Here is a 20,336-nt window from a genome sequence, read left to right on the forward strand (position 1 = left end):
ATAATATAAGGTGCGTCGCTGTGAGATTGTCGCTCTTGATGCAAGGGCTTGTCGGTGGCGACGCACCCTACGAATACTTTGGCATGATTTTTAATAGTTAGTATTAGCTTTAGTCTCGATTTAAAAAACAATGAAACAGTAGCCCCGCGCTCCCAACCCACACATAATCAGCCCTTCCCAATTCTAAAATCCCAAATCCAAAATCTAAAATCGCATGACTTTCATTTCCCTTCAATATGCCCTGTTTCTATTAGTTTTGTTCGTGGCTTACTGGTTGGTTCCCCTGCGGTGGTGGCGGCTGTTTGTCATGCTGGCGGGAAGTCTGATTTTTTATGCTTCGCTGCAAATTTGGTATATTCCTCTGCTGTTAATCGGTGTTGTGTTTAATTACTGCTTGGCGATGGCGATCGGGGAACCTTTGGATTGGCGGATTGCTAATGAATCTTGGAATCGCCGGCGCTTGTTGGTACTGTGGCTGGGAATAGGGCTGAATGTTTTGCTGCTGCTGGGTTTTAAGTATGTACCTTTTTTCTTGAATTCGATCGGCACTTTGTTAAATTGGCCTGTTGCTTTAGACAGCGCTAACTGGGTGAAAACTCACGTCATCGCACCCCTGGGATTGAGTTTCTTTTGCTTTGAGTGCATTGCTTATTTGATTGATGTGTACCGAGGCGCGCCGGCTGCTACTTCGCTGCTGCACTTTGCTGCTTACAAGTTGTTTTTTGCGAAACTGATTTCCGGGCCGATTACTCGCTATCATAACTTGATATATCAACTGAAATCCCAGAAATTTCCGACGCCCGATCGCATTTCTGAGGCCCTTTGGACGATCGCCTTTGGTGCAGTAAAAAAAGGTCTTTTCGCCGACAACTTGGGAATTTATGTCGATTTAAGTTTTACCAACTTGCAGCGCGCGGGTAGCGAGGATTTGTGGCTGGCGATTTTTGCTTACGGGCTGCAACTTTATCTCGATTTTAGCGGCTACGTTGACATGGCGCGCGGTACTGCTTTGCTGTTGGGTTGGTATTTGCCACCAAATTTTGATTTTCCTTATTTTAGTACGAGCATCGCTGATTTTTGGCGGCGCTGGCACATGACTTTGGGGGATTGGCTGCGGAATTATTTGTATTTTCCCTTGGGAGGTTCGCGCGTTGGTTTGTGGCGCACTTGTTTCAATTTGTCTCTTGTCATGTTAATTGCGGGAATTTGGCACGGTGCAGCTTGGGGATTTATAGTGTGGGGGGGTTTGCACGGTTTGGCTTTGGCGGTGCACCGGGTGACGGATGTGACTTTTAAGAAGTTGCGGATCGACTTTTTGTGGGAAAATCCGATCGGAATGGCAATGGGTTGGCTGTTAACTCAAACAATGGTTTTTGGTAGTTGGATATTTTTCCGGCTTCCCGATTTAAAGAATTCGGGATGGGCGATTTCGCATTTGTGGGGACATCCTGCTGATGTGCAGTTTTCGCATAAAGTTTATGTGGAAGCTTTGGGCTTGGAAAGAATACATTTAACTTGGATGTTGGCTGCTGTGGCTGCTGCTATGCTGGGGAATTATATTTTGAGTCGGGGTTTGAAGTTGGAGTTAAATTGGCCGGTGAAATTGGTATTAGTGCCGCTTTGTTTGTATGCGGTTTGGGTGTTGGCGCCGGAAGGCGGTTTACCTTATATTTATTTCGATTTTTAGGAAACGTGGCGGTTGAAACCGCGTCTATACATACAAAACCCACCTCCGTGGGTTGAAGAAAATGTTGTACAAACAAGGTTTTAACCGCCGGGTTATAGCTGATAGGAACACCAGTCACTCCAGCTACCGACATAGAGTTTAGCATCGGGAATTCCGGCGATTTCTAAGGACAGTAAATTAACGCAAGCTGTCACGCCGGAACCGCAGTAAACGATGATTTCTTCCGCTTTTTCTAATTCCGTCCACCGCTGTTTTTGTTCGGAGATCGATCGCACTTTTCCAGTTTCCTCGGTCACTCCTTGCCAAGGGTAGTTGACAGCACCCGGAATGTGGCCTGCAATAGGGTCGATCGGCTCCCGCAAGCCCTCGTATCTCTCACTTTCTCGCGAATCAACCAAAACTGTCTCCGGCAAGTCTTTTCGCTCTTTTACAGCCTCGATATCAACCGCCATATTCGGCTGCAATTGCACTACAAATTTACCATCGCGGGTTTCTGTCCAAGTATCTGTTACCGGATATCCCGCCGCTTTCCAAGCACTGAAACCGCCGTCTAACAAAGCGACTTTGCTGTGTCCCATGTATCGCATCAGCCACCACAAGCGAGACGCAAAAGCTAGTCGCGAATCGTCATAAGCCACGACTAAAGTTTCTGATGAATTAATGCCGATAGCGCTGAATTTATTAGCTAATTCTGCAATATTGGGCAGCGGGTGTCTGCCGCCGTGGGTGCCAACTACACTCGCCAGATCTTCGTTTAAATCTAAATAGAAAGATCCGGGAATGTGACTTTCTTGATATTGTTTTTGTCCCAATTTTCGATCGGCGAGAGCAAACCGACAGTCTACAATTACCACTTGCGGATTTTCGGTATTGGCGGCCAACCATTCAGGGGAAACGATTAAATTATTGTCATTCATAACTATTCAAATTTGTGCTAGGACATCTCTCGGTAATTCATAAATACCCAAGAAAGCAGAATATCTCGGCTAATTCTTAGGTATGTAGTTGCGCTTTAGCGCTCTTTGAGATATATAGGAAATAGCGCTTGAACTAGGCTAATTCTTAGGTATGTAGTTGCGCTTTAGCGCTCTTTGAGATATATAGGAAAGAGCGCTTAATCTAGGCTAATTCTTAGGTATGTAGTTGCGCTTCAGCGCTCTTTGAGATATATAGGAAAGAGCGAGGAAAGAGCGCTTGATCTAGGCTAATTCTTAGGTATGTAGTTGCGCTTCAGCGCTCTTACATATATATAAGAAAGAGCGCCCAAGCGCAACAACGTACCTAATTTATCGAGAAGGATTTGCTTTCTCCGGTTCGGCTTTTTCGGAATTAGCTTTCTTAGGATTAGGTTTTTCGGAGCTTTCTTTTTCGGGATTGGCTTTCTTAGAAGTTGCTTTCTCCGGTTCGGCTTTTTCGGAATTGGCTTTCTTAGAAGTTGCTTTTTCGGCTGTTGCGGGAGTTGGCTCTAGGGGAGGTGGATTTACTGCTGATTCTTGAGCGTAAAGCAGATATTTTTGATACTCGATTACTTTTGTCTGAGCTAGTTCATGGTTGGCGCTGGACACGGGTACTCTTCTCATCAACGATACCGCTTCTTGCCAGCGATCGACAACGATCGTCCAATCTTCCTTCGTTTTTGCCGATCGCCCTAACTCTGCTGCTTTGAGGGCGCTGTTAACGGCTTCTCGAAAGGTATCCGGTACTCTTGCTACATTGGCAGTTTCATCTGGATTCTTCAGAGCAGTTGCTGGCGGCTCGTTTAACATCTTACTGACAAATGCCACCACGGCGATCGCCAACAAACCCGTTACCAGCCCGACGACAATGAAAGTCGATCGCAATCGGTTCTCAAATGCAGCCAATTCCGGCGATTTCTCCTCATCCATATCTGTACTCTCTCTTTCTGTGCGATCGTCCATATTAGCAACATTAGCAACCGCAATATTAGGGACAGATTCTCCCGCAAAGCTTTGTGGTTCCAAAATGCTGCTCTCCAAATTAAACTCTTGACTCCAAGCAGCCCCAATCTCACCGCTTTCTCGCCCCTCAACCTTCACTTTGCGAATCGAATTCGGCTGCAAATCCGTCAGTTTTTCACGGACAAAATCAACTAATGTATCTTCTATCGGTAGTTGCTCTGCCTCCAGAATTACATCCAAACAGTCGCCGTCGAGATTCGCGGAGGCTGCGATCCCTTCAGATGGCAACTGGCTGTTGAGCCAAGATGCGATCGCCTGTGGATTTCCCTGCTTGGCAAGTTCCTGAAAATTAAGCTCTGTCATAGCTGGACACCTGATAATGCAGAAAGGAAGGAAGAAGGAAGAAGGAAGAAGGAAGAAGGAAGAAGGAAGAAGAAAGTCGGAAGAAGGAAGAAGGAAGGAGGAAGAAGCAACTAATAGTTTTTTTGAGTTAAAAACACCATAACTGAAATTCAACGAATAGTATAATCTATCTCGGTAAATTCAAGCTCAAAGATGCAAATTATCACCCTCGCTCCCCCTCGCATCTCTTGGGGAAGGACTGAAGTCCTTACTACGAAACGAACTCAGGTTTGATCGTTCGGACTTCAGCCCTCAGAAATTCGATCTCGGGCGCGCAACTCCAAGATACCGCAAGCATCGCCCCTCAAACCGACATCAGGCTGCAAAAAGACTTGCCGCGCCCGGATTCGAGATTGGAGATTAAAAAATTGTGCGATCGCAGTGCCATCGACGGACAGCGAGTGATATCATCATTTAGTCAATTTTTTATAGCAAATAGCTCGATCGCACAATGATAGCAATAGCAATTTTAGCTGCTGGACGCGGCACGCGCATGAAATCTGACTTGCCCAAAGTTCTCCACGAATTGGGTGGTCGATCGCTAGTTGAGCGAGTCCTCCAAAGTTGTCAAGAAATAGAAATTTCCCGGCGACTTGTTATAGTCGGTTATCGAGGTGAACTCGTTAAACAATCTCTGATGGAAGCTCATGAAAAATCGGACAATTCTCAATTTCCTCCCCTAGAATTTGTCGAACAAACCGAACAATTGGGAACCGGTCACGCCATCCAGCAATTGCTGCCTCACTTAAAGGGATTTCCAGGAGATTTGCTGGTATTAAATGGGGATGTACCTTTGCTGAGGGCAGAAACTATCAAACAATTGATGGCAATTCACCAACAGCACCAAAACTCTGCTACTATATTGACAGCTAATTTGCCGAATCCTCAAGGATATGGGCGAGTATTTACTGACAGTCAAAACTTAGTCCAGCAAATTGTCGAAGACCGCGATTGTACAACAACTCAAAAGCAAAACCAGCGAATCAATGCAGGTGTTTATTGTTTTCACTGGCCGCATTTAGAGAAAATTTTGCCAGATTTGAAAGCAGACAATGACCAAAAAGAATATTACCTAACTGATACGGTAAGTATTCTCTCTCCCGTGATGGCGGTGGATGTTGAAGATTATCAAGAAATCTTGGGAATTAACGATCGCAAACATTTAGCCACAGCTTCCGATATTTTGCAAGCGCGGGTAAAGGATAAGTGGATGAAAGCGGGCGTGACGCTGATCGATGCCAACAGCATCACGATCGACGATACCGTAGAGTTGCAGTCGGATGTCGTAATTGAACCGCAAACTCACTTGCGGGGTAAAACTTCGATCGCCTCTGGGAGTCGCATCGGGCCCGGTAGTTTGATTGAAAACAGTCAAATTAAGGAAAACGTGACTGTGCTTTATTCAGTAATTTCTGACAGTATTGTGGCAGAAAATGCGCGAATTGGCCCCTACGCACACCTGCGGGGACACGCGCAAATAGGCGCCAACTGTCGCGTGGGCAATTTTGTAGAATTGAAAAATACTCAAATTGGCGATCGAACTAATGTCGCTCACTTGTCTTATTTAGGCGACGCGACTTTGGGAGAAAAAGTCAACATCGGCGCTGGGACAATTACCGCCAATTACGATGGCAAAAATAAGCACAAAACTCAAATAGGCGATCGGAGCAAAACAGGTTCCAACAGTGTGTTGGTGGCACCGATAACTTTGGGAGAAGATGTTAATGTCGCGGCTGGTTCTATAGTAACAGAAGATGTTCCCAATGACTGTTTAGTAATTGCCCGTTCCCGCCAAGTTGTCAAACCAGGTTGGAAATTGAAAGATGGAAACAAATAACTAGGTTTGTAGTGAGGACTTTAGTCCGCAAAAAGAACTAGGTTTGTAGTGAAGACTTTAGTCCGCAAAAAGAACTAGGTTTGTAGTGAAGACTTTAGTCCGCAGAATTTTCACTCTGACTGCAATCATCACTACAAATACTTTCGTGCGATCGCGCGTGGAGGTAGTTGTTAATCGCTTTGGCGATTTCTACTTGCTTGTAAGGGTTCATAGTGTGGGGAAGGGATATGCGATCTCCTCCAGAAACTAACAGTCTAACTTGGTACCAAACATCATGATCCCGATCTTTTGTGCGATCGACTTCCACCCCATAAATCTCGAACAGAGAGCGTTTAATTACTTTACGGGCCAACAAACCCCGCCGTTTAACAGTCAAGGTGTTGGAAGTTCCATCGAAGCTGTAGGTTTCTTTATTTCCCAAGGCGATGACTCCGACTCCTGCGAGCAAAAATATGCCTCCTGTCCATCCCAACCAGCGATCGTCTTGGCTTAAGCGCAGCAAGCGAGATTTTGCATTTTTAAGATAAAAATTGATGTCCGAAGCAGCAGCGTCTTTATTCCCCCAGTTAGTCGAGTTAGCACTAAAAGGAACATCGCCAACATTCGTCACAAGTACAACTCTGCTTTTGGAGCCAAATCTTTCTACTTTAGCTCCCTGCAAAGCAGCAAGCTGAATTTCTTGGATGTTCGATCCCAGTAAGTGCGATCGCACCAACTGACAATTTCCTTGTTTTTCGTGCGATCGCTGGCAGCTCAAAGTTGCTGCATGATAGTCAAAAGTCAGCCCGATCAGTCCAAATGTCATTAATAAACAACTAGGGAACCAAAAATCTAATATGCTTTTAGTCTGAATTATTAGTTCCGTTGCTGTGTACTTGATTATTTTCATTTACTTCACCTTTTAAATCCAAAACTGATGTTACAGATCGACTTCCCGACCAGGCTACGTCAAATTGTTAACTTATATATTATTGGAAGCGATCCTATAGGATAACCCTTTTTATCTTGCTAATAGGCTAGCACTAAAATGTCTAACCGACAACAAATGTCGCGAGTTCACCTGCGGCTGCGTTTGAGAGACCTTTCCGTGATTTAAGGACAGGAATATTAAAAAATATTAATTATCTCATTGGGAGTGAAACGTTAGCTTTCTAGCGCGATCGTACAGGAAGTAATGGCAAACAAAAATGAAGAAAACTTTATAATGTAACAGAATGTAAAGTTTATTGGCGCCTACCTAAGTATCGTTAATTATTGATTTGGGCGATTAGCCTAGAGGGATAGCTGCGCCGCGCGTACTTAAAGTCGCAGGTGCATTCATTTAGTGCGATCGCTTGTCCAAATAGCTGCAAATCAAGTCAGCCATTTTTTGTTGCTCTTCCCGATTCAAGCCACCGCTTAAACATAGGCTATCTCCCACATTCATTAGCAAATGCACATCGTACCAGGTATAGCTGTCCATATGTTCTGTTTTGTGTACGTGAACTGTTTTTAATTCGACTTCAGAAATTTCACTGAGCGATTTTTCGGTCACTTCATTCACCCTTATCCCCCTTTTTTTAATAGTTAGGATACTTGCATTTTTATCAAAAATATAAGTTTCAACACTGAATAAATTATGGAACACAAAATATATTGCAGCGAAACCAATAACGACAAAGCTGCCCTGAAAAAGTATCGAGCCGAAATTTGCTAGCCGATTATCTTTTTCTATTACTAATTTACTGACAGAGGTTTGTATATATTTATTGAACAACTCTGCATCCTTAACAGTTTGGTACGGTAGATAAACATCTCCTTGGTTAGTTGCCAGAAATACATTCTGTTTGAAAGTTGAATTCCCATCGCTATCAGTAGTCTCTATTTTGTCAACTCTAGCCTCCTTGACTTGTTGGATGGACTCTAATTCCCCTTTAACTAATCCCATAAAACTTGATGTACTCATTTCGCAACTTACGATTTTTGGCTCAATTTTTGTGCACGAAAGTCTTTCCACTCCAGAAGAGGACATCGTGATAAATATCATTAACAAGGGTATTCCTGAAAATCCTGTAACCCATACAGTAGGAAATAGCAAACCAGACAAACTTAATCCATTTTTAAGCTTGAGAAGATGTTCGGTTTTTTCAATTATTTTCATCATCGGTATCCACTCCCGTTTAATTAATTGATAGTCTGCAAAATTTTCCAGATTGCTCTTGAAGTCTATGTATATATTCAGAGGGATCAACCATTGAGGTGGCTGCGAATCGAATCAGCCATTTTTTGTTGCTCTTTCTGATTTGAGCTACTGCCTAAAGATAGGCGATCGCCCTCATTCATTAGCAAACAAACCTCCCATAACATACTGTTTTCGCCGTATATTGTTTCTAATTTAACCTCCGAAATTTCGCTGAGCGATCGTTCGGCAACTTCCTTCACCCATATTCCTCTTTTCTTAAGAGTTAAGGTACTTGCATCTTTATCAAAAATGTAACTTTCAACAATAAAATAACGCAATACACCAGAAAATACCCTAAAACCAATAACTAAAAACAAACTGGGAAAAAGCATTATTCCAAAACTAAATAACCGATTGTCTGTTTCTATCACCAACACTCCGGTCGAGGTTTGTATATATTTATTAAACGAAGTTGCATCCTTGGCATTTTGATTTGTCAACAAAAACTCCCATTCCTTAGTTACCAAAAATACATGGTTCACAGTCATGGGTTTGCCATCACTATCGGTGGTCTTGCTTGTCTCGAATCTAGCTCCCTGAACTTGATCTATCGAGGTTACTTCGCCTTTATTTAATCCCATAAAAGTTGACCTACTGAGTTCGCAATTTGCGCTTTTTGGCTCAATCTTTTTGCAGGAAAGTCTTTCCACTCCAGTAGATGCCATAATCAAGAACATCATAAATAAAGGTATTCCTGAAAATCCCGTCACCCATATGGTAGGAGATATCGCACTATAAATCATTTCCCATAAATTATTAAGCATTAGAAGATGTTCGTTTTTTTTAATAACTTTCATGTTAGGTATAATCTCCAATGTAAGTGATTGACGGGGTTACAAAAATTACCAGACTAGGGACTAAGAACTTTCGTTATTATATGATTTCTATAGCAAAGCTCTTAACTACAATTATGCAACAGTTTTCTTTTCAGGTCAATTCATAAATGTCATTGATTAACTTCATAAAAGTCATAATTGTATTCTTGAAAATTCAGCCTAGAAACGGGTTTTTCTACGAAATTACGAAATATAGCCTTTCTCAGAAAGATGAGGTACTCATGGGCATTGGCCAAACAGGCCAAATAGGGCATTGGGCAAACAGGCCAAACAGGGTATACCTCACTTTTTTGATAAAGGCTATAGTAGCGAATACGTTAATTTTTATATTTTCCAGTACCTACTTCTACTCATAAATCTCGCAATAGAAGTATCCGGTAAAATTATTCACCCACCAACCCCGTTGTTCAACAGTCATTTTACCGAAAGTTTTATCAAAGCTATAGATTTAATTTTTCGCGCTTCCAAACATATTCTAATACCCCCGTCACCACACATATGCTCCCTAATGTCCATAGAAACCAACGATCGTCTTGACTTACATTCAACGATTTGCGATCGGGATTTGCAACAAAATCATTGATTTTATTAGCAATATCATTTTTATCCCCCCAAGCAGTGTAGCCATCCGTAAACGGAATTTCCCCCGATTTGGTTAACAGTTCAACTCTGGTGCTACGCTTCCTACCTGTGGTAACTTTGCCTCCCACTAAATTATCCAGAGATATTTCTTGAATATTTGAACCCAAAAAGCTCCATCCTGTGAGTTTACAATTGCCTTGTTTAGATTCTATGCGTTGGCAACTTAGAGTTGTATTTGTTGCATTAAAAGCCAGCCACAATCCAATGAGAATGAAGGGCAAGCTAGATAACAAGTCCAGCCAGATGTTAGATCTTGTAATTTTTAGTTCATTAAAAGGCGTTCCCTTGAGTTTTTTCATGAGTTCATTTTTTTGATGACACAAAAGCTTGAATAGGTATTTTCTCTATTGTGTCCATTTTATCATGCACAAATTATTTGACAATGCCTCGGGTGCACTTGCTTGGCAAAGATATTGCTTCAGTGCTATGACTGCGATCGCACGTCGAGACATAGCTGCGGATTAAGTCAGCCATTTGGCATTGTTCTGTTACTGAATTGCTTCTCAAACAAATGCGATCGCACCCCAACATCAATAACTCAACATAGTAGCTATAATTTCCCTCGCCATCTTCTATTTCGGCTAATTCCACCGCACAAATATCGCGAATTGAGCGTTCAGTAACATGATTAAGCGACAAACCCCGTCGTTTAACGGTCATTTTCCCCAAAGTTTTATCAAAGATATAAATTTCAGATATCGCGCCATCCAACAAACACAGGGAGAATAACAGAAATATGCCTCCACCGATCCAGTTGGATGCCAAGATGATCTGCAATAATCCAATTATAATGAAGGGAGAAATTAAGACTAAACCGTCCCAGATGCTAGAGTTTTGAATTATTAGTTTAGTTGGTGTTTGCTTGAGAACTTTCATAAGCTTATCCTGTTATTTTTGAGAACGATCTAAATTACTGATTTCTCTGCTGTACGCAATTTGTTATGCACGGATTATTTAGTCCGGCGGCCGACGAGCGCCATCTTGGTATTGCCAACAGCCTTGACAGCATAAGCATCGCCCGGAAGCACCTGCAAAGCTCTGTTAAAATTGATTAAAGCCGTTTGATAGTCTCTTTGCGCGTAGCAGACATAGCCAAGTTTTATTAATTTTTTAAATTCATCTTTGTTACCGGGTACAGATGCTGCATCAAGTCGAGGAGATGGCTGAGTACCCGGAGATGATTCTTGAGTTGCTGGTGGGTGGGGAAACATCGGTTTGTTGAGTCTAAGTGCATCAATCTTGATAATCTGAACCTCGCTTTCCCATCATTCCCCAATAAGCCACACCGTAAAGTTGAGCCGCCTGCATAGCTTCCTCGTCATAGCCTTGAGCTTTGAACAAAGCCTCGGCCTGTTTGAGATAGCCCATTGCTTGTTCTTTATTGTTGGTTGCATCTTGAACCATCAAAGCTAATCCTAATTTCATGTGAGCATCAGCATCATTAGGATCACTTTTAATTGCTGTTTTCCAGTGGGCAATTTCCTCTTCTATAGTGTCCCATTTGAGTTCGTTAGAGTTATCTGTGGGAAAGCCGTCAAGACCATAATTTCTAATATTCAAGAATGTCGCAATGACTTCGGCTGTTTTGTGCTTGCTTCCTAAACCAGTGCTGAAACTAGAAGTTAGAGGAACACGTCTCTTACCTGAGTTCAACACCAGACATACACGATAGGTATTGCTCTCACTGCTCGACATCTCCTGTATTTCCACGCCTGAAATATCTTGAAGCAGGTGTTTGATAAGTTTCGTTTTGGCAATCAGTGGTTTATGCCGCTTGATAGTCAGATGACCGAGACTTTTATCAAAGGCAATGGTTTCTATCTCGACAAATATCACCAATAGCAAACCAACGACAGCAAATAAATAAAGGAAAAAACTGCCAGAAGACAAACCTCCAAATACGCCTACTAATAAAAAACTTCCCCCAACAAATAGCTGCATCCAAAATGCGAACATTTCTACGAATTCTAGTTTGTCTGATGTTTGTTTCATGATTTTGTGTTGAGTTAATGTTAAGTGAATGTTGATGTGGATTATTTGCTATTTGATTGGGCGATCGCGTTTTTGGTATTGTCAACAGCATTGACAGCATAAGTATTGCCCGGGCGTACCTGCAAAGCTCTGTTAAAGTTGATTAAAGCTGTTTGATAGTCTCCCTGTCCGTAGTAGGCATAACCGAGCTTCATCGATTGTTTGAAGTCATATTGTTGACCGCCAACGGTACCAAAGCTAGGCTCAGGAATAGGTGCTGGCGAAAGTTGAGGGGATGACTCGGAACTAGGAGATTTCTCGGAAGCAGGAGATTGCTCTTGACTTGGCGATGAAGAAGTGCTGAAATCTGAAGGAAAAGAAGAGGGCGATTGCTCGCTAGATCCTTGGTTTACGGTTATGGTTCCCGACTGAGCCAATTTTGTAAACTCTGCGCCATAACTTACCACAGTAATAATGCCTCCTAATAAAAACATTGGCCATGCAGCTAGTTGAATCAAAAGTGTTTTTCTGATTTTTTTATTGCTCCATTTCTTAATATAAAAAATTAAGGAAGCAAATGGAATAAACCAGTAAAGTAATCCCCAAACTACTTCTTCTTGGAAAGCTTGAACTAATCCCCAGATATAGCCAACAGTAGCTAAAATAAAACCCAGACTAAAAAATAAGGCGATCGCAATTTCAGACATTTTCTATTTCTCCTTTTGATGTATAGTTGTTTTCCAAATCGATTGCTTCAAGTAAGTCAGATGGTTGAGCAGCAACAAGCACAGAATTAGGCTCGGCGCTAGGTGCTGCGGAAACTTAAGGAGATGGTTTGGGTTTGGGAGCAGGCGATAGCTTAGGTGATGGAGAAGTATTGGAATCCGAAGGAAAAGCAGAGGGCGATTGCTCGTTAGAACCCCGATCTACATTAGGTGAGGGTGCGGGTGCAAAAATTGCTGTAGTAATGCTTCCCAATACAATCATGAACCATCCAGCACATTGAATTAAAAAAGTTTTTCTAATTTTGAGATTACCCCATTTTTTGGCATAAAAAACGAATCCAGCAAATGGGACAACCAGGTAAAGCACACCCCAAACAACCTCCTCTTGGAAAGCTTGAACCAATCCCCAGATAGAACCAACTAAACTTAAAACTAAACCTAGAGCAAAAAATAAGCCGATCGCAATTCCAGACATTTTATATTTCTCCGCTTGATGTATAGTTGTTTTGCAAACTGTAAAGGTAAGGATTGAAACGCATTTTCAACCCGAAACTCTTTTGGCTGTTTGCTGTGTTAAAAATAGATTAGTGGTGAATCCAGTCCGATCGCGCACAGCGAATGTTAGGATTTTGGTTAGGAATTTGACTAGGAACTCGATCGCGACTGCCACAAATGACACCCTCAAACCTCGATCGACCCGAAGAACCGTTTGTACGGGCAATTTACGACTGGGACATCGAAAAGCTCTACAGCGACTTAGCCAATGCCAAACTAGAATTCGCCCCCCACACCCGAAGAGGGCTGACACCCGTGGAAAAAAGGCACTTGTGCGGCTTGCTGTGCGGTTACAGCCCCGCCGAGATGGCGGTACTTCTTAACAAACAAATCAAGGGTGTAGAGGTTGACTTATCCAAAACCTTGTACCGATACATAGAAATATTGACAAATCGACCCCGAAATGCGCTCAAAAATTGGAGGGATGCGATCGACTGGCTGGTAATAGCCGGGTATAAAAAACAACCAAAAACCTCATCCGGCGCAGTCTTAAAAGCCACTCTCCACCATTCAGACAGCATTCTCTCGGCTGCGATCAGTCCCGACGGACAATTACTAGCAACCGGTTCTCACGACAGTACAGTGAAAGTTTGGAGTTTGCACAGCGGGGAACTGCTGCGGACTATTTGCGGACATTCAACCGCCGTGTTGCTAGTTGCTTTCAGCCCCGCTAGCAAAACGCTGCTGACGCGATCGCGCGCGGGTACAGTCAAACTGTGGAACCTGCAAAATGGAGAACAGATGAAGCGTTTAGCAGACGTACACCGCCACGAATCTGTCGCTGTGAGTCCCGACTGGCAAATTTTGGCGATCGGCACCACCTGTGGCACTGTCAAGCTGCAACACCTCAACAGCGGCCAACTGCTGCAAGTTTTGAAAGGCTATCAAGGAGATGACATAAGTGCGATCGCCCTGAGTCCCAACGGCAAAATGTTAATAGCCAGCGGGCTGAATGCAACCAGCGGTTTCTGTCGCGCTACCGTCACTTTGTGGGAATTACCGGGGGGAGAAGTGCGGCGAACATTTGGTAGCGAAAATTATGTAGCAATTACTCCAGACAGCCAAATTCTAGTCTGTCATTCCAACAAAACGATCGCCCTGTGGAATTTGGAAACAGGCGAATTATTGCATTCGGTGCAAACCGGAATTCGCATCACTTCCGCCGCCGCCATTAGCCCCGACGGGAAATATTTTGCTGTGGGCTGTTTTGACGGTACTGTTAGGCTTTGGAATTTGCGCGGCCAATTGCTGCACGCTTTGGAAGGACATTCGGGCCCGGTGTCGGCGGTGGCGATCGGGCAGTTGGGCGACACTCTGGTTAGCGGTAGCGATAATGGTACAGTTAAAGTTTGGCAGTTGCGAATTTAAGATCGTTGAGGTGAATGGTGATGATTAAATTATTATAGTATAATTGATTTAAGGTTTTTTAGAGGGGCCCAGACAATGAACGTTACCCTAAAACCCGAACAAGAAAATTACGTGCGATCGCAATTACAAGCTGGCAACTATGACAGCGTTCAAGAACTAATTAGCGAAGCATTACCACTGCTAGAAGAAAGAAATCGCGCATTGAAACAGCAGCGTCTGGCAGCACTCAGACAAAAAATTGCTAGCGGTACTGAGCAAATTGCTCAAGGAAAAGTGACGGTGAAGTAGTTTGGGAGCATCTCAGTTTTGCATTTACAGTGCTGTCCCCGCTCGCGTGCTTTTATACGCTTTGCTGTGCGGGGACAGCACTGTGAAGAAAAAATGCTTCTTGCAAAACTGAGATGCTCCCAGTAGTTTTTGCCAGATTGCAGGAAAAAATTCGCTTAATTTCTGAGTCTGGAGCCGGAATGAGTCGGCGATCTTTGCTAAACTAGATTCAGAGCTAATACAAAAACTATGATAACAGCACCTGCCGGATGGAAACCCCGCCACATCTCTGACAAATACAAAAAAACTCCGATTTCTCCCGAAGAGAAAGCAAAACAAAAAGCTGAAAGCCAAGTGCGGTGGCAGCGCTGTCGCCCGATTTTTGAACGAGTCCGCGACGAACTCATGGCGACTCACTACAATTGGTACGTTGTTATCGATCCTGATAGTGGCGAATATTTTGTTGAGAAAGATCAACTCGTCGCTTTTGGGAAGCTGTTAACAAATTCTCCCCAAAAACTAATGGTTGTTCGGCGCTTGAATGAGACCGGAGTTTGTGGCAGTATTTTATGATTCAAGGAAAGTTTGATGAAGAGACAAATCAACTATTTTTTGAAATAAGTTTGGTAGCGGCTGATGGGGAAGTCATATTTGCGGATGCGCTTCTAGATACGGGATTCAGCGGTTGGTTGGCGATAAACAGCCAAGATTTAGATTTTAATTGGCTGCTTGTAGATGATGAATACCCCATGAAGACTGCACGAGGAGAAGGTACTTTTAATATTTATATCGGCACTGTGCAAATTGACGGTCAAGAATTTAATATTCCTGTGGTAGCAGGAGATGAGATACCAGAAATTATCATCGGGATGGAATGGCTGAAAACTAAACGGTTAGTGGTAGATTTGGCGGCGGGAATCCTGACTTTGGGGTGAAGTTTTTGGCTCGTTACGGGATAGCTACCGTTCGTTTTAATATCAAGTCCGAATCGGAACGAGGCTACCGGACATGATATTAAACTAACGCCGATCGAGATTCCCGACAACTCCTGCGAAGTCGGGAATCTAAACCACCGCTTCTATGCAAATTTAAGCAACAAAAACTAACGTTCCCTTGTTTGTTTCCAAAGTATCGCCCATTTCCGTACCGTTGTGAAAAGCACCGAGAATGATCTCGCTAGTTTTGCCGATCGCGATCGCACCATTAGCATCAATCCCGATCGCACCAAAATCCCGTTTGCGATCGTCAGCTTCCGCAAAAGAACGCTCAAAAGCAGCTTTCAAACTCAAACCATCCGTTACCCGAATCACAATTCGCGCCGCCAAACACTCATCCATGATGTGCTCGCCGATACCCGTACAGCTAACCGCCGCATTGCCCGTCGCATAATTTCCCGCAGGCATTGCGGAGTCGCTAACCCGCCCGATGCGCTCAAAACCCTTGCCGCCAGTCGAAGTTCCAGCAGCCAAGCGTCCCTGAGTATCCAAAGCTACAACGCCGATGGTGCCAACACCCGCAGGTTCCGCGACCACATTAGCCATTGCTCTGTTAAAATTGCCTTGGCGTTCCTGCATCCACTCGTGCAACCGCAAATCCGTCATCGGATCGTAAATCGGTAAGTGAAGTTCTCGCAGCAATTCCGCCGCACCGTAATCAGATAATACGCGATCGTCCGAAGTCTGCAAAAATTGAGCAAGTTCGATCGGATTTTGAACCCGAGCCACATTAATTGTGCCGCTGAAACGCTGCGCCAAACCGTCCATCAGCGAAGCACTCATCCGAATTTGCCCGTCCGACTGTACCACAGAACCCGTACCCGCATTAAATCGCGGGTCATCTTCCAACAACCGACAGCCCTGCACTACTGCATCTACGGCACTTGCGCCATTTTTCAGCAGCGGATACACTGCCTCCAAAACATCGTAAAGCGACTTCCGCACCGCTTCAATTCCGCCCTTGCTTTGCAGACAACTACCGGCACCGCCGTGAATAACTAGCTTTGGTTGCACCTGTTGCGATGCCATACTTCTAACCGTGAAATTTTTCCTTTGCAATCTTAGCCTCAGTTTGGCAAATGGCAAGACATTCTTAATTTTCTGTGCTATTACGGCGGCGGCGACAGCGATCCGAGCAGTATTTCACCTCATCCCAGCAGTCGGCCCATTTTTTGCGCCAAGTAAAAGGTCGATCGCACACCGGACACATCTTAGTCGGTAAATCGGACTTCAATCGTTGCTTTGCCATGCTAATTTTGACAGTAGGTAAATTAACTATAGTCTTTCTTAATTATTTGAGGGAATGGGGAATCGGGAATCGGGAATCGGGAATCGGGAATCGGGAATCGGGAATCGGGAATCGGGAATGGTTACTGGTTACTTGTTACTTGTTAGTGATTTTTCTAATAGCCAATGCCCAATTACCAATTACCAATTACCAATTACCAATTACCAATTACCAATTACCAATTACCAATTACCAATTACCAATTACCAATGCCCCATGCCAACATCCGAATCGTCTTAGTCGAACCCGCAGGGCCCTTAAATGTGGGATCTGTAGCCCGCGTGATGAAAAATATGGGTTTGCACCAATTAATTTTGGTGAATCCCCAGTGCGATTATTTAGGGGAAGAAGCCCGGTTGATGGCTGTGCGCGCCGCCGACATACTGGAAACGGCTAAAGTAGTTGAGAGTTTGCCGGCTGCTTTGGTAGGATGTGTCAGGGCGATCGCAACGACAGGAGATGATGGTCGATCGCACCCAATGCCGCTAGAATCACCAGCAGATGCTTTACCTTGGTTGCTAGAAGCCCCCAGCGCCCTAATTTTTGGTCGAGAAGATTGTGGATTGACTAACGCCGAATTAAACCGCGCCCAGCGCTTGATTCGGATTCCCAGCAGCGATGCTTACACTTCCTTAAATCTCGCTCAAGCCGTAGCTATTTGCTGCTATGAATTGTATCGGGAAGAAGATTTCCGAAGGAAGAAGGAAGAAGGAAGAGGGAAGAAGGAAGAGGGAAGTTCGGCAACAGATTCTGTAACGGATGTAACGGATACAAGGAATAAGGAAGAGGGAATATTTTCCCAATCTCCCCCTCTCCCCAACAGTGTTCCGTTGGAACAGTTGGAGGGATACTACCAGCAACTAGAAGGGCTGCTGCTGAAAATTGGATATTTGCAGCCGCACACAGCAGCAAGTCGGATGGAAAAATTTCGGCGTTTGTACAACAGGGCTTATCCGACAGTGGATGAAGTCGCCATGCTGCGGGGCGCGATTCGTCAAACAGAATGGGGATTGAAAAGTTATCCGCGATCGCCAGTTTCTGATACTCTGGATGGGGCGTTGCCGGAAAATCCAACGGATAGCTAGGTGTCGTGGTATTAGAAACCGGGTTTCTTGCCGGGAAATTACCTTAAAGCGTAGGTTTTTAGTCAAGAAACCCGGTTTCTTGGGTGACAATTGGGTGCAGGGGTGCGTGTGGAGTAAATCTAAAATCTAAAATCTAAAATCTAAAATCTAAAATCGATTGGCTGTTAAGCTAAAAAATCTTAAACTTGAAATTTACAGTGCAGAAGGAGTAAGACGTGGCAGAGCGGTTTCCCAAACGATCGATATTATCAGTGATGTCCTCGATAGCCTCTGCCAACTCCGGCCCGCAGCCGCCTCAATCCGGCGCTTCAACCGAGTCTGGCAAATCCAGCCGTCGCCGCCCTCCCCAACCGCAAAACAGCAATGGGGAAATTCCCACATCAGAAACTGCGACTTTCCCACCGCAAACAAGCCGCAGCAGAAGTAGAGCCAATTCTCCCGCACCTACCTCCGAAGAATTGAGCGCGCAGGACTTTTTGTCCAATCCCCAATCAGCAATTAATCCCAGAAAACCCAAAACCGCTAAAACCACCAAAATTGGGGAGGCGAAGAGCCGCCAACCTCGCAAAAAAGGCCTCGCTGCTGTCGATATGTTCGCTTTTCCCGAACCAAATTCCCCTGTCAGCACTCGGGCCAGCAATCCCATCAGCGAACCCGAAACGACAACTCCCCCCCCAGCCCGTAAAAGTCGAGCCAGCGCACCACCAGAGAGCATTCCAGACCCGGTAACAGCCCCCAAGGTCAAAAAAGCCCCCGTGCCGAAACCGCGCCCGCAAGCGAATCAGAGACCGGGCAAACGCTCTGCAACTGGGAACGTGCCACCGTTGGTATATGCTACTCGGTTGCTGATTTTGGGAGTTGGGATGGCGGTGATTTGCGGTACGCTGCTGTCAGTGGTGAATGCTGTGAGTCGATCGGGCGTAACGACACAGGAAACCCCCGCAGGCCAGAAAAACCCAGCCGATAGCGCAGTTGCTGCACCAGCCACCCCAGAAGCATTGCAATTGAATCAAGAAATAGCAGCTTTGAAAACAGAAGTTCAGGTGATAGCAACGGAAAATGCCACTTTGACAGCGGGAATATTTCTAGTTGATTTAGATACAGGAAGCTATGTAAATTTTAACGGCGATGCTCCTTTTGCTTCAGCGAGCACGATAAAAGTGCCAATTTTAGTAGCTTTTTTCCAAGCAGTAGATGAAGGCAAAATCCAGTTAGATCAAGTGCTGACGCTGAAACCGGAACACATTGTCGGCGGTTCTGGGGATATGCAAGACGACGCACCGGGTGAAAAATATTCGGCTTTGGAAGTTGCGAAAAAGATGATTGTTGTCAGCGACAATACCGCGACAAATATGATGGTTGAGTTGCTGGGAGGTGCGGAGGTTTTAAATCAGCAATTTGCCAACTGGGGATTGAGGGCGACGGTGCTGCACAATAAGTTGCCAGATTTGGAGGGAACGAATACTAGCAGCCCGAAGGATTTGATAAATATTATAGCTCAAGTCGATCGCGGAAATTTGGTTTCTGTCAAATCGCGCGATCGTATTTTGCAAATCATGCGGCAAACTAAAAACGATTCTTTGCTACCGAGAGGCTTGGGCGAAGGAGCAGTGATTGCTCACAAAACCGGCAACATTAATACAATGCTAGCCGATGCGGGGATGGTAGATTTGCCAAACGGCAAGCGTTATTTAGTAGCGGTGATGGTGAAGCATCCGCCGGAAACCGAGAAGCCAGCTCAAACATTGATTCGGGATATTTCTAAGATGAGTTACCGCTATTTAAACGACGGGGAAACACCCGCCGAGTCCAAAGTGAAAATTAAAAATTAATTGATTCACCCTAAAATATGTTTAAGGAAAACCGGGCGAAGGTCATTCGCGTCTACACAAACAAAACCCGCCTCCGCGGGTTGAAGAAAATCGGGCGAATGGAATTCGCCGTCTTCTCTATTCCGGGCCAGTTAGCGCAAGTCCCGTAGAGTTTACAAACTATAAATGAGTTTGTATTATGAAACTAACCACCCGACTTGCTTGTTTGCTAGCACTCTCAACCTTAGCCGTGGGAGTCTCCCCCGCCTTCAGCAATCCCCTTCGCTCTTCTCAAAGTGAATTCACGGATATTACAGTTATTTCCAATAACATTGAACTGAATCGAGCCAAAAATTTAGCCCGTCAAGCAGCAGAGAATGCTAACGGCGGTTTGGGCGAATATCGAGCCGAAGCATCGATGCACGGCGCATCAGCCGAATCGCCTTTTGTTGACAATGGTGATGGTACTTGGACATTTACTTTTCAAGGTTACAAACCCGGTTCGTCTGTCTATACGGTAGAGACAGTTGTGACTGTTTCCCAACATGGCAGAATCACAGTTAATTACAACGGACGCATTCGTAGCTCAAGCCGATTTTAGAAACACCAGGACTCTTCTAGGTATGTAGTTGCGCTTTAGCGCTCTTTCATCCTAATATAAGAAAGAGCGCTGAAGCGCAACAACGTACCTTTTTGATTTGAGGTATGTTGTTGCGCTTTAGCGCTC

Annotated in this window: 24 protein-coding genes; 11 read left to right on the top strand and 13 right to left on the bottom strand. The window is 44.4% G+C overall.

What is annotated here, in order from left to right; translation table 11 throughout:
* Positions 1 to 214: 214 nt before the first annotated feature.
* On the top strand, positions 215 to 1,687 hold the full coding sequence (locus JGK36_RS13445; protein ID WP_293191254.1) for an MBOAT family protein: 1,473 nt from the start codon (positions 215 to 217) through the stop codon (positions 1,685 to 1,687).
* A gap of 92 nt (positions 1,688 to 1,779) precedes the next feature.
* Here the strand turns inward: JGK36_RS13445 and JGK36_RS13450 are convergent, their stop codons facing one another.
* On the bottom strand, positions 1,780 to 2,604 hold the full coding sequence (locus tag JGK36_RS13450; protein WP_293181369.1) for a sulfurtransferase: 825 nt from the start codon (positions 2,602 to 2,604) through the stop codon (positions 1,780 to 1,782).
* A gap of 369 nt (positions 2,605 to 2,973) precedes the next feature.
* Positions 2,974 to 3,969, bottom strand: coding sequence for a hypothetical protein (locus JGK36_RS13455; RefSeq protein WP_293197144.1), 996 nt, complete (start codon positions 3,967 to 3,969; stop codon positions 2,974 to 2,976).
* Between the two features lie 16 nt (positions 3,970 to 3,985).
* Here JGK36_RS13455 and JGK36_RS13460 point away from each other — a divergent pair, with 16 nt between their 5' ends.
* The 3 genes from JGK36_RS13460 to glmU all read left to right on the top strand — a co-directional run bounded on the left by JGK36_RS13460 (position 3,986) and on the right by glmU (position 5,845).
* Entirely contained in the window at positions 3,986 to 4,111 is a 126-nt protein-coding gene (locus JGK36_RS13460) for a hypothetical protein (protein ID WP_293197143.1), read from the top strand.
* A gap of 127 nt (positions 4,112 to 4,238) precedes the next feature.
* The gene (locus JGK36_RS13465) at positions 4,239 to 4,463 is read left to right on the top strand and encodes a hypothetical protein (protein ID WP_293181360.1); all 225 of its coding nucleotides are present in this window, start codon (positions 4,239 to 4,241) and stop codon (positions 4,461 to 4,463) included.
* The gene (glmU, locus tag JGK36_RS13470; RefSeq protein ID WP_293197142.1) at positions 4,460 to 5,845 is read left to right on the top strand and encodes a bifunctional UDP-N-acetylglucosamine diphosphorylase/glucosamine-1-phosphate N-acetyltransferase GlmU; all 1,386 of its coding nucleotides are present in this window, start codon (positions 4,460 to 4,462) and stop codon (positions 5,843 to 5,845) included. Before JGK36_RS13465 ends, glmU begins: the two co-directional genes overlap by 4 nt.
* Before the next feature lie 94 nt (positions 5,846 to 5,939).
* Here glmU and JGK36_RS13475 read toward each other — a convergent pair whose 3' ends face one another.
* The 9 genes from JGK36_RS13475 to JGK36_RS13515 all read right to left on the bottom strand — a co-directional run bounded on the left by JGK36_RS13475 (position 5,940) and on the right by JGK36_RS13515 (position 12,715).
* The gene (locus JGK36_RS13475; protein WP_293197141.1) at positions 5,940 to 6,650 is read right to left on the bottom strand and encodes a hypothetical protein; all 711 of its coding nucleotides are present in this window, start codon (positions 6,648 to 6,650) and stop codon (positions 5,940 to 5,942) included.
* A 516-nt stretch (positions 6,651 to 7,166) separates the two neighbouring features.
* Entirely contained in the window at positions 7,167 to 7,988 is an 822-nt protein-coding gene (locus tag JGK36_RS13480; protein WP_293181351.1) for a hypothetical protein, read from the bottom strand.
* A gap of 83 nt (positions 7,989 to 8,071) precedes the next feature.
* Positions 8,072 to 8,863, bottom strand: coding sequence for a hypothetical protein (locus JGK36_RS13485; protein ID WP_293181348.1), 792 nt, complete (start codon positions 8,861 to 8,863; stop codon positions 8,072 to 8,074).
* 479 nt (positions 8,864 to 9,342) lie between these two features.
* Positions 9,343 to 9,843, bottom strand: a complete 501-nt coding sequence (locus JGK36_RS13490) for a hypothetical protein (RefSeq protein WP_293181345.1) — start codon at positions 9,841 to 9,843, stop codon at positions 9,343 to 9,345.
* 73 nt (positions 9,844 to 9,916) lie between these two features.
* Positions 9,917 to 10,420 carry a hypothetical protein gene (locus JGK36_RS13495; RefSeq protein WP_293191262.1) on the bottom strand — a complete coding sequence of 168 codons (504 nt, stop codon included), beginning with the start codon at positions 10,418 to 10,420 and terminating at the stop codon, positions 9,917 to 9,919.
* 74 nt (positions 10,421 to 10,494) lie between these two features.
* Positions 10,495 to 10,755, bottom strand: coding sequence for a tetratricopeptide repeat protein (locus JGK36_RS13500; protein ID WP_293181339.1), 261 nt, complete (start codon positions 10,753 to 10,755; stop codon positions 10,495 to 10,497).
* A 22-nt stretch (positions 10,756 to 10,777) separates the two neighbouring features.
* Positions 10,778 to 11,536, bottom strand: a complete 759-nt coding sequence (locus JGK36_RS13505) for a hypothetical protein (protein ID WP_293197140.1) — start codon at positions 11,534 to 11,536, stop codon at positions 10,778 to 10,780.
* 41 nt (positions 11,537 to 11,577) lie between these two features.
* Positions 11,578 to 12,222, bottom strand: coding sequence for a tetratricopeptide repeat protein (locus JGK36_RS13510; protein ID WP_293197139.1), 645 nt, complete (start codon positions 12,220 to 12,222; stop codon positions 11,578 to 11,580).
* 115 nt (positions 12,223 to 12,337) lie between these two features.
* Positions 12,338 to 12,715, bottom strand: coding sequence for a hypothetical protein (locus JGK36_RS13515; protein WP_293197138.1), 378 nt, complete (start codon positions 12,713 to 12,715; stop codon positions 12,338 to 12,340).
* A gap of 197 nt (positions 12,716 to 12,912) precedes the next feature.
* Here JGK36_RS13515 and JGK36_RS13520 point away from each other — a divergent pair, with 197 nt between their 5' ends.
* The 4 genes from JGK36_RS13520 to JGK36_RS13535 all read left to right on the top strand — a co-directional run bounded on the left by JGK36_RS13520 (position 12,913) and on the right by JGK36_RS13535 (position 15,365).
* Complete coding sequence (locus JGK36_RS13520; protein ID WP_293197137.1) at positions 12,913 to 14,163, top strand: WD40 repeat domain-containing protein; 1,251 nt, start codon at positions 12,913 to 12,915, stop codon at positions 14,161 to 14,163.
* A gap of 75 nt (positions 14,164 to 14,238) precedes the next feature.
* Positions 14,239 to 14,451: a type II toxin-antitoxin system ParD family antitoxin gene (locus JGK36_RS13525; protein ID WP_293191272.1), complete on the top strand. Its 213-nt coding sequence runs from the start codon at positions 14,239 to 14,241 to the stop codon at positions 14,449 to 14,451.
* A 228-nt stretch (positions 14,452 to 14,679) separates the two neighbouring features.
* A complete protein-coding gene (locus JGK36_RS13530) occupies positions 14,680 to 15,003 on the top strand; it encodes a hypothetical protein (RefSeq protein WP_293191274.1) in 324 nt (107 codons plus the stop codon).
* Positions 15,000 to 15,365, top strand: a complete 366-nt coding sequence (locus JGK36_RS13535) for an aspartyl protease (protein WP_293191276.1) — start codon at positions 15,000 to 15,002, stop codon at positions 15,363 to 15,365. The genes JGK36_RS13530 and JGK36_RS13535 overlap by 4 nt, the downstream gene beginning before the upstream one ends.
* A gap of 153 nt (positions 15,366 to 15,518) precedes the next feature.
* Here the strand turns inward: JGK36_RS13535 and JGK36_RS13540 are convergent, their stop codons facing one another.
* Both JGK36_RS13540 and JGK36_RS13545 read right to left on the bottom strand, forming a co-directional pair.
* Positions 15,519 to 16,454: an isoaspartyl peptidase/L-asparaginase gene (locus JGK36_RS13540; protein ID WP_293191278.1), complete on the bottom strand. Its 936-nt coding sequence runs from the start codon at positions 16,452 to 16,454 to the stop codon at positions 15,519 to 15,521.
* Positions 16,455 to 16,518: 64 nt separating this feature from the next.
* Positions 16,519 to 16,674 carry a DUF2256 domain-containing protein gene (locus tag JGK36_RS13545; protein WP_265237541.1) on the bottom strand — a complete coding sequence of 52 codons (156 nt, stop codon included), beginning with the start codon at positions 16,672 to 16,674 and terminating at the stop codon, positions 16,519 to 16,521.
* A gap of 248 nt (positions 16,675 to 16,922) precedes the next feature.
* Between JGK36_RS13545 and JGK36_RS13550 the strand changes: the two genes are divergently transcribed.
* The 3 genes from JGK36_RS13550 (at position 16,923) to JGK36_RS13560 (ending at position 20,210) form a co-directional block, all read left to right on the top strand.
* The gene (locus JGK36_RS13550) at positions 16,923 to 17,798 is read left to right on the top strand and encodes an RNA methyltransferase (RefSeq protein ID WP_293197151.1); all 876 of its coding nucleotides are present in this window, start codon (positions 16,923 to 16,925) and stop codon (positions 17,796 to 17,798) included.
* A 215-nt stretch (positions 17,799 to 18,013) separates the two neighbouring features.
* Positions 18,014 to 19,630: a serine hydrolase gene (locus tag JGK36_RS13555; RefSeq protein WP_293197136.1), complete on the top strand. Its 1,617-nt coding sequence runs from the start codon at positions 18,014 to 18,016 to the stop codon at positions 19,628 to 19,630.
* Positions 19,631 to 19,808: 178 nt separating this feature from the next.
* Positions 19,809 to 20,210 carry a hypothetical protein gene (locus JGK36_RS13560; RefSeq protein WP_293197135.1) on the top strand — a complete coding sequence of 134 codons (402 nt, stop codon included), beginning with the start codon at positions 19,809 to 19,811 and terminating at the stop codon, positions 20,208 to 20,210.
* Positions 20,211 to 20,336 lie beyond the last annotated feature (126 nt).

Origin of the sequence: Microcoleus sp. PH2017_35_SFW_U_B (assembly GCF_020737865.1) — a bacterium.
GTDB lineage: Bacteria > Cyanobacteriota > Cyanobacteriia > Cyanobacteriales > Microcoleaceae > Microcoleus.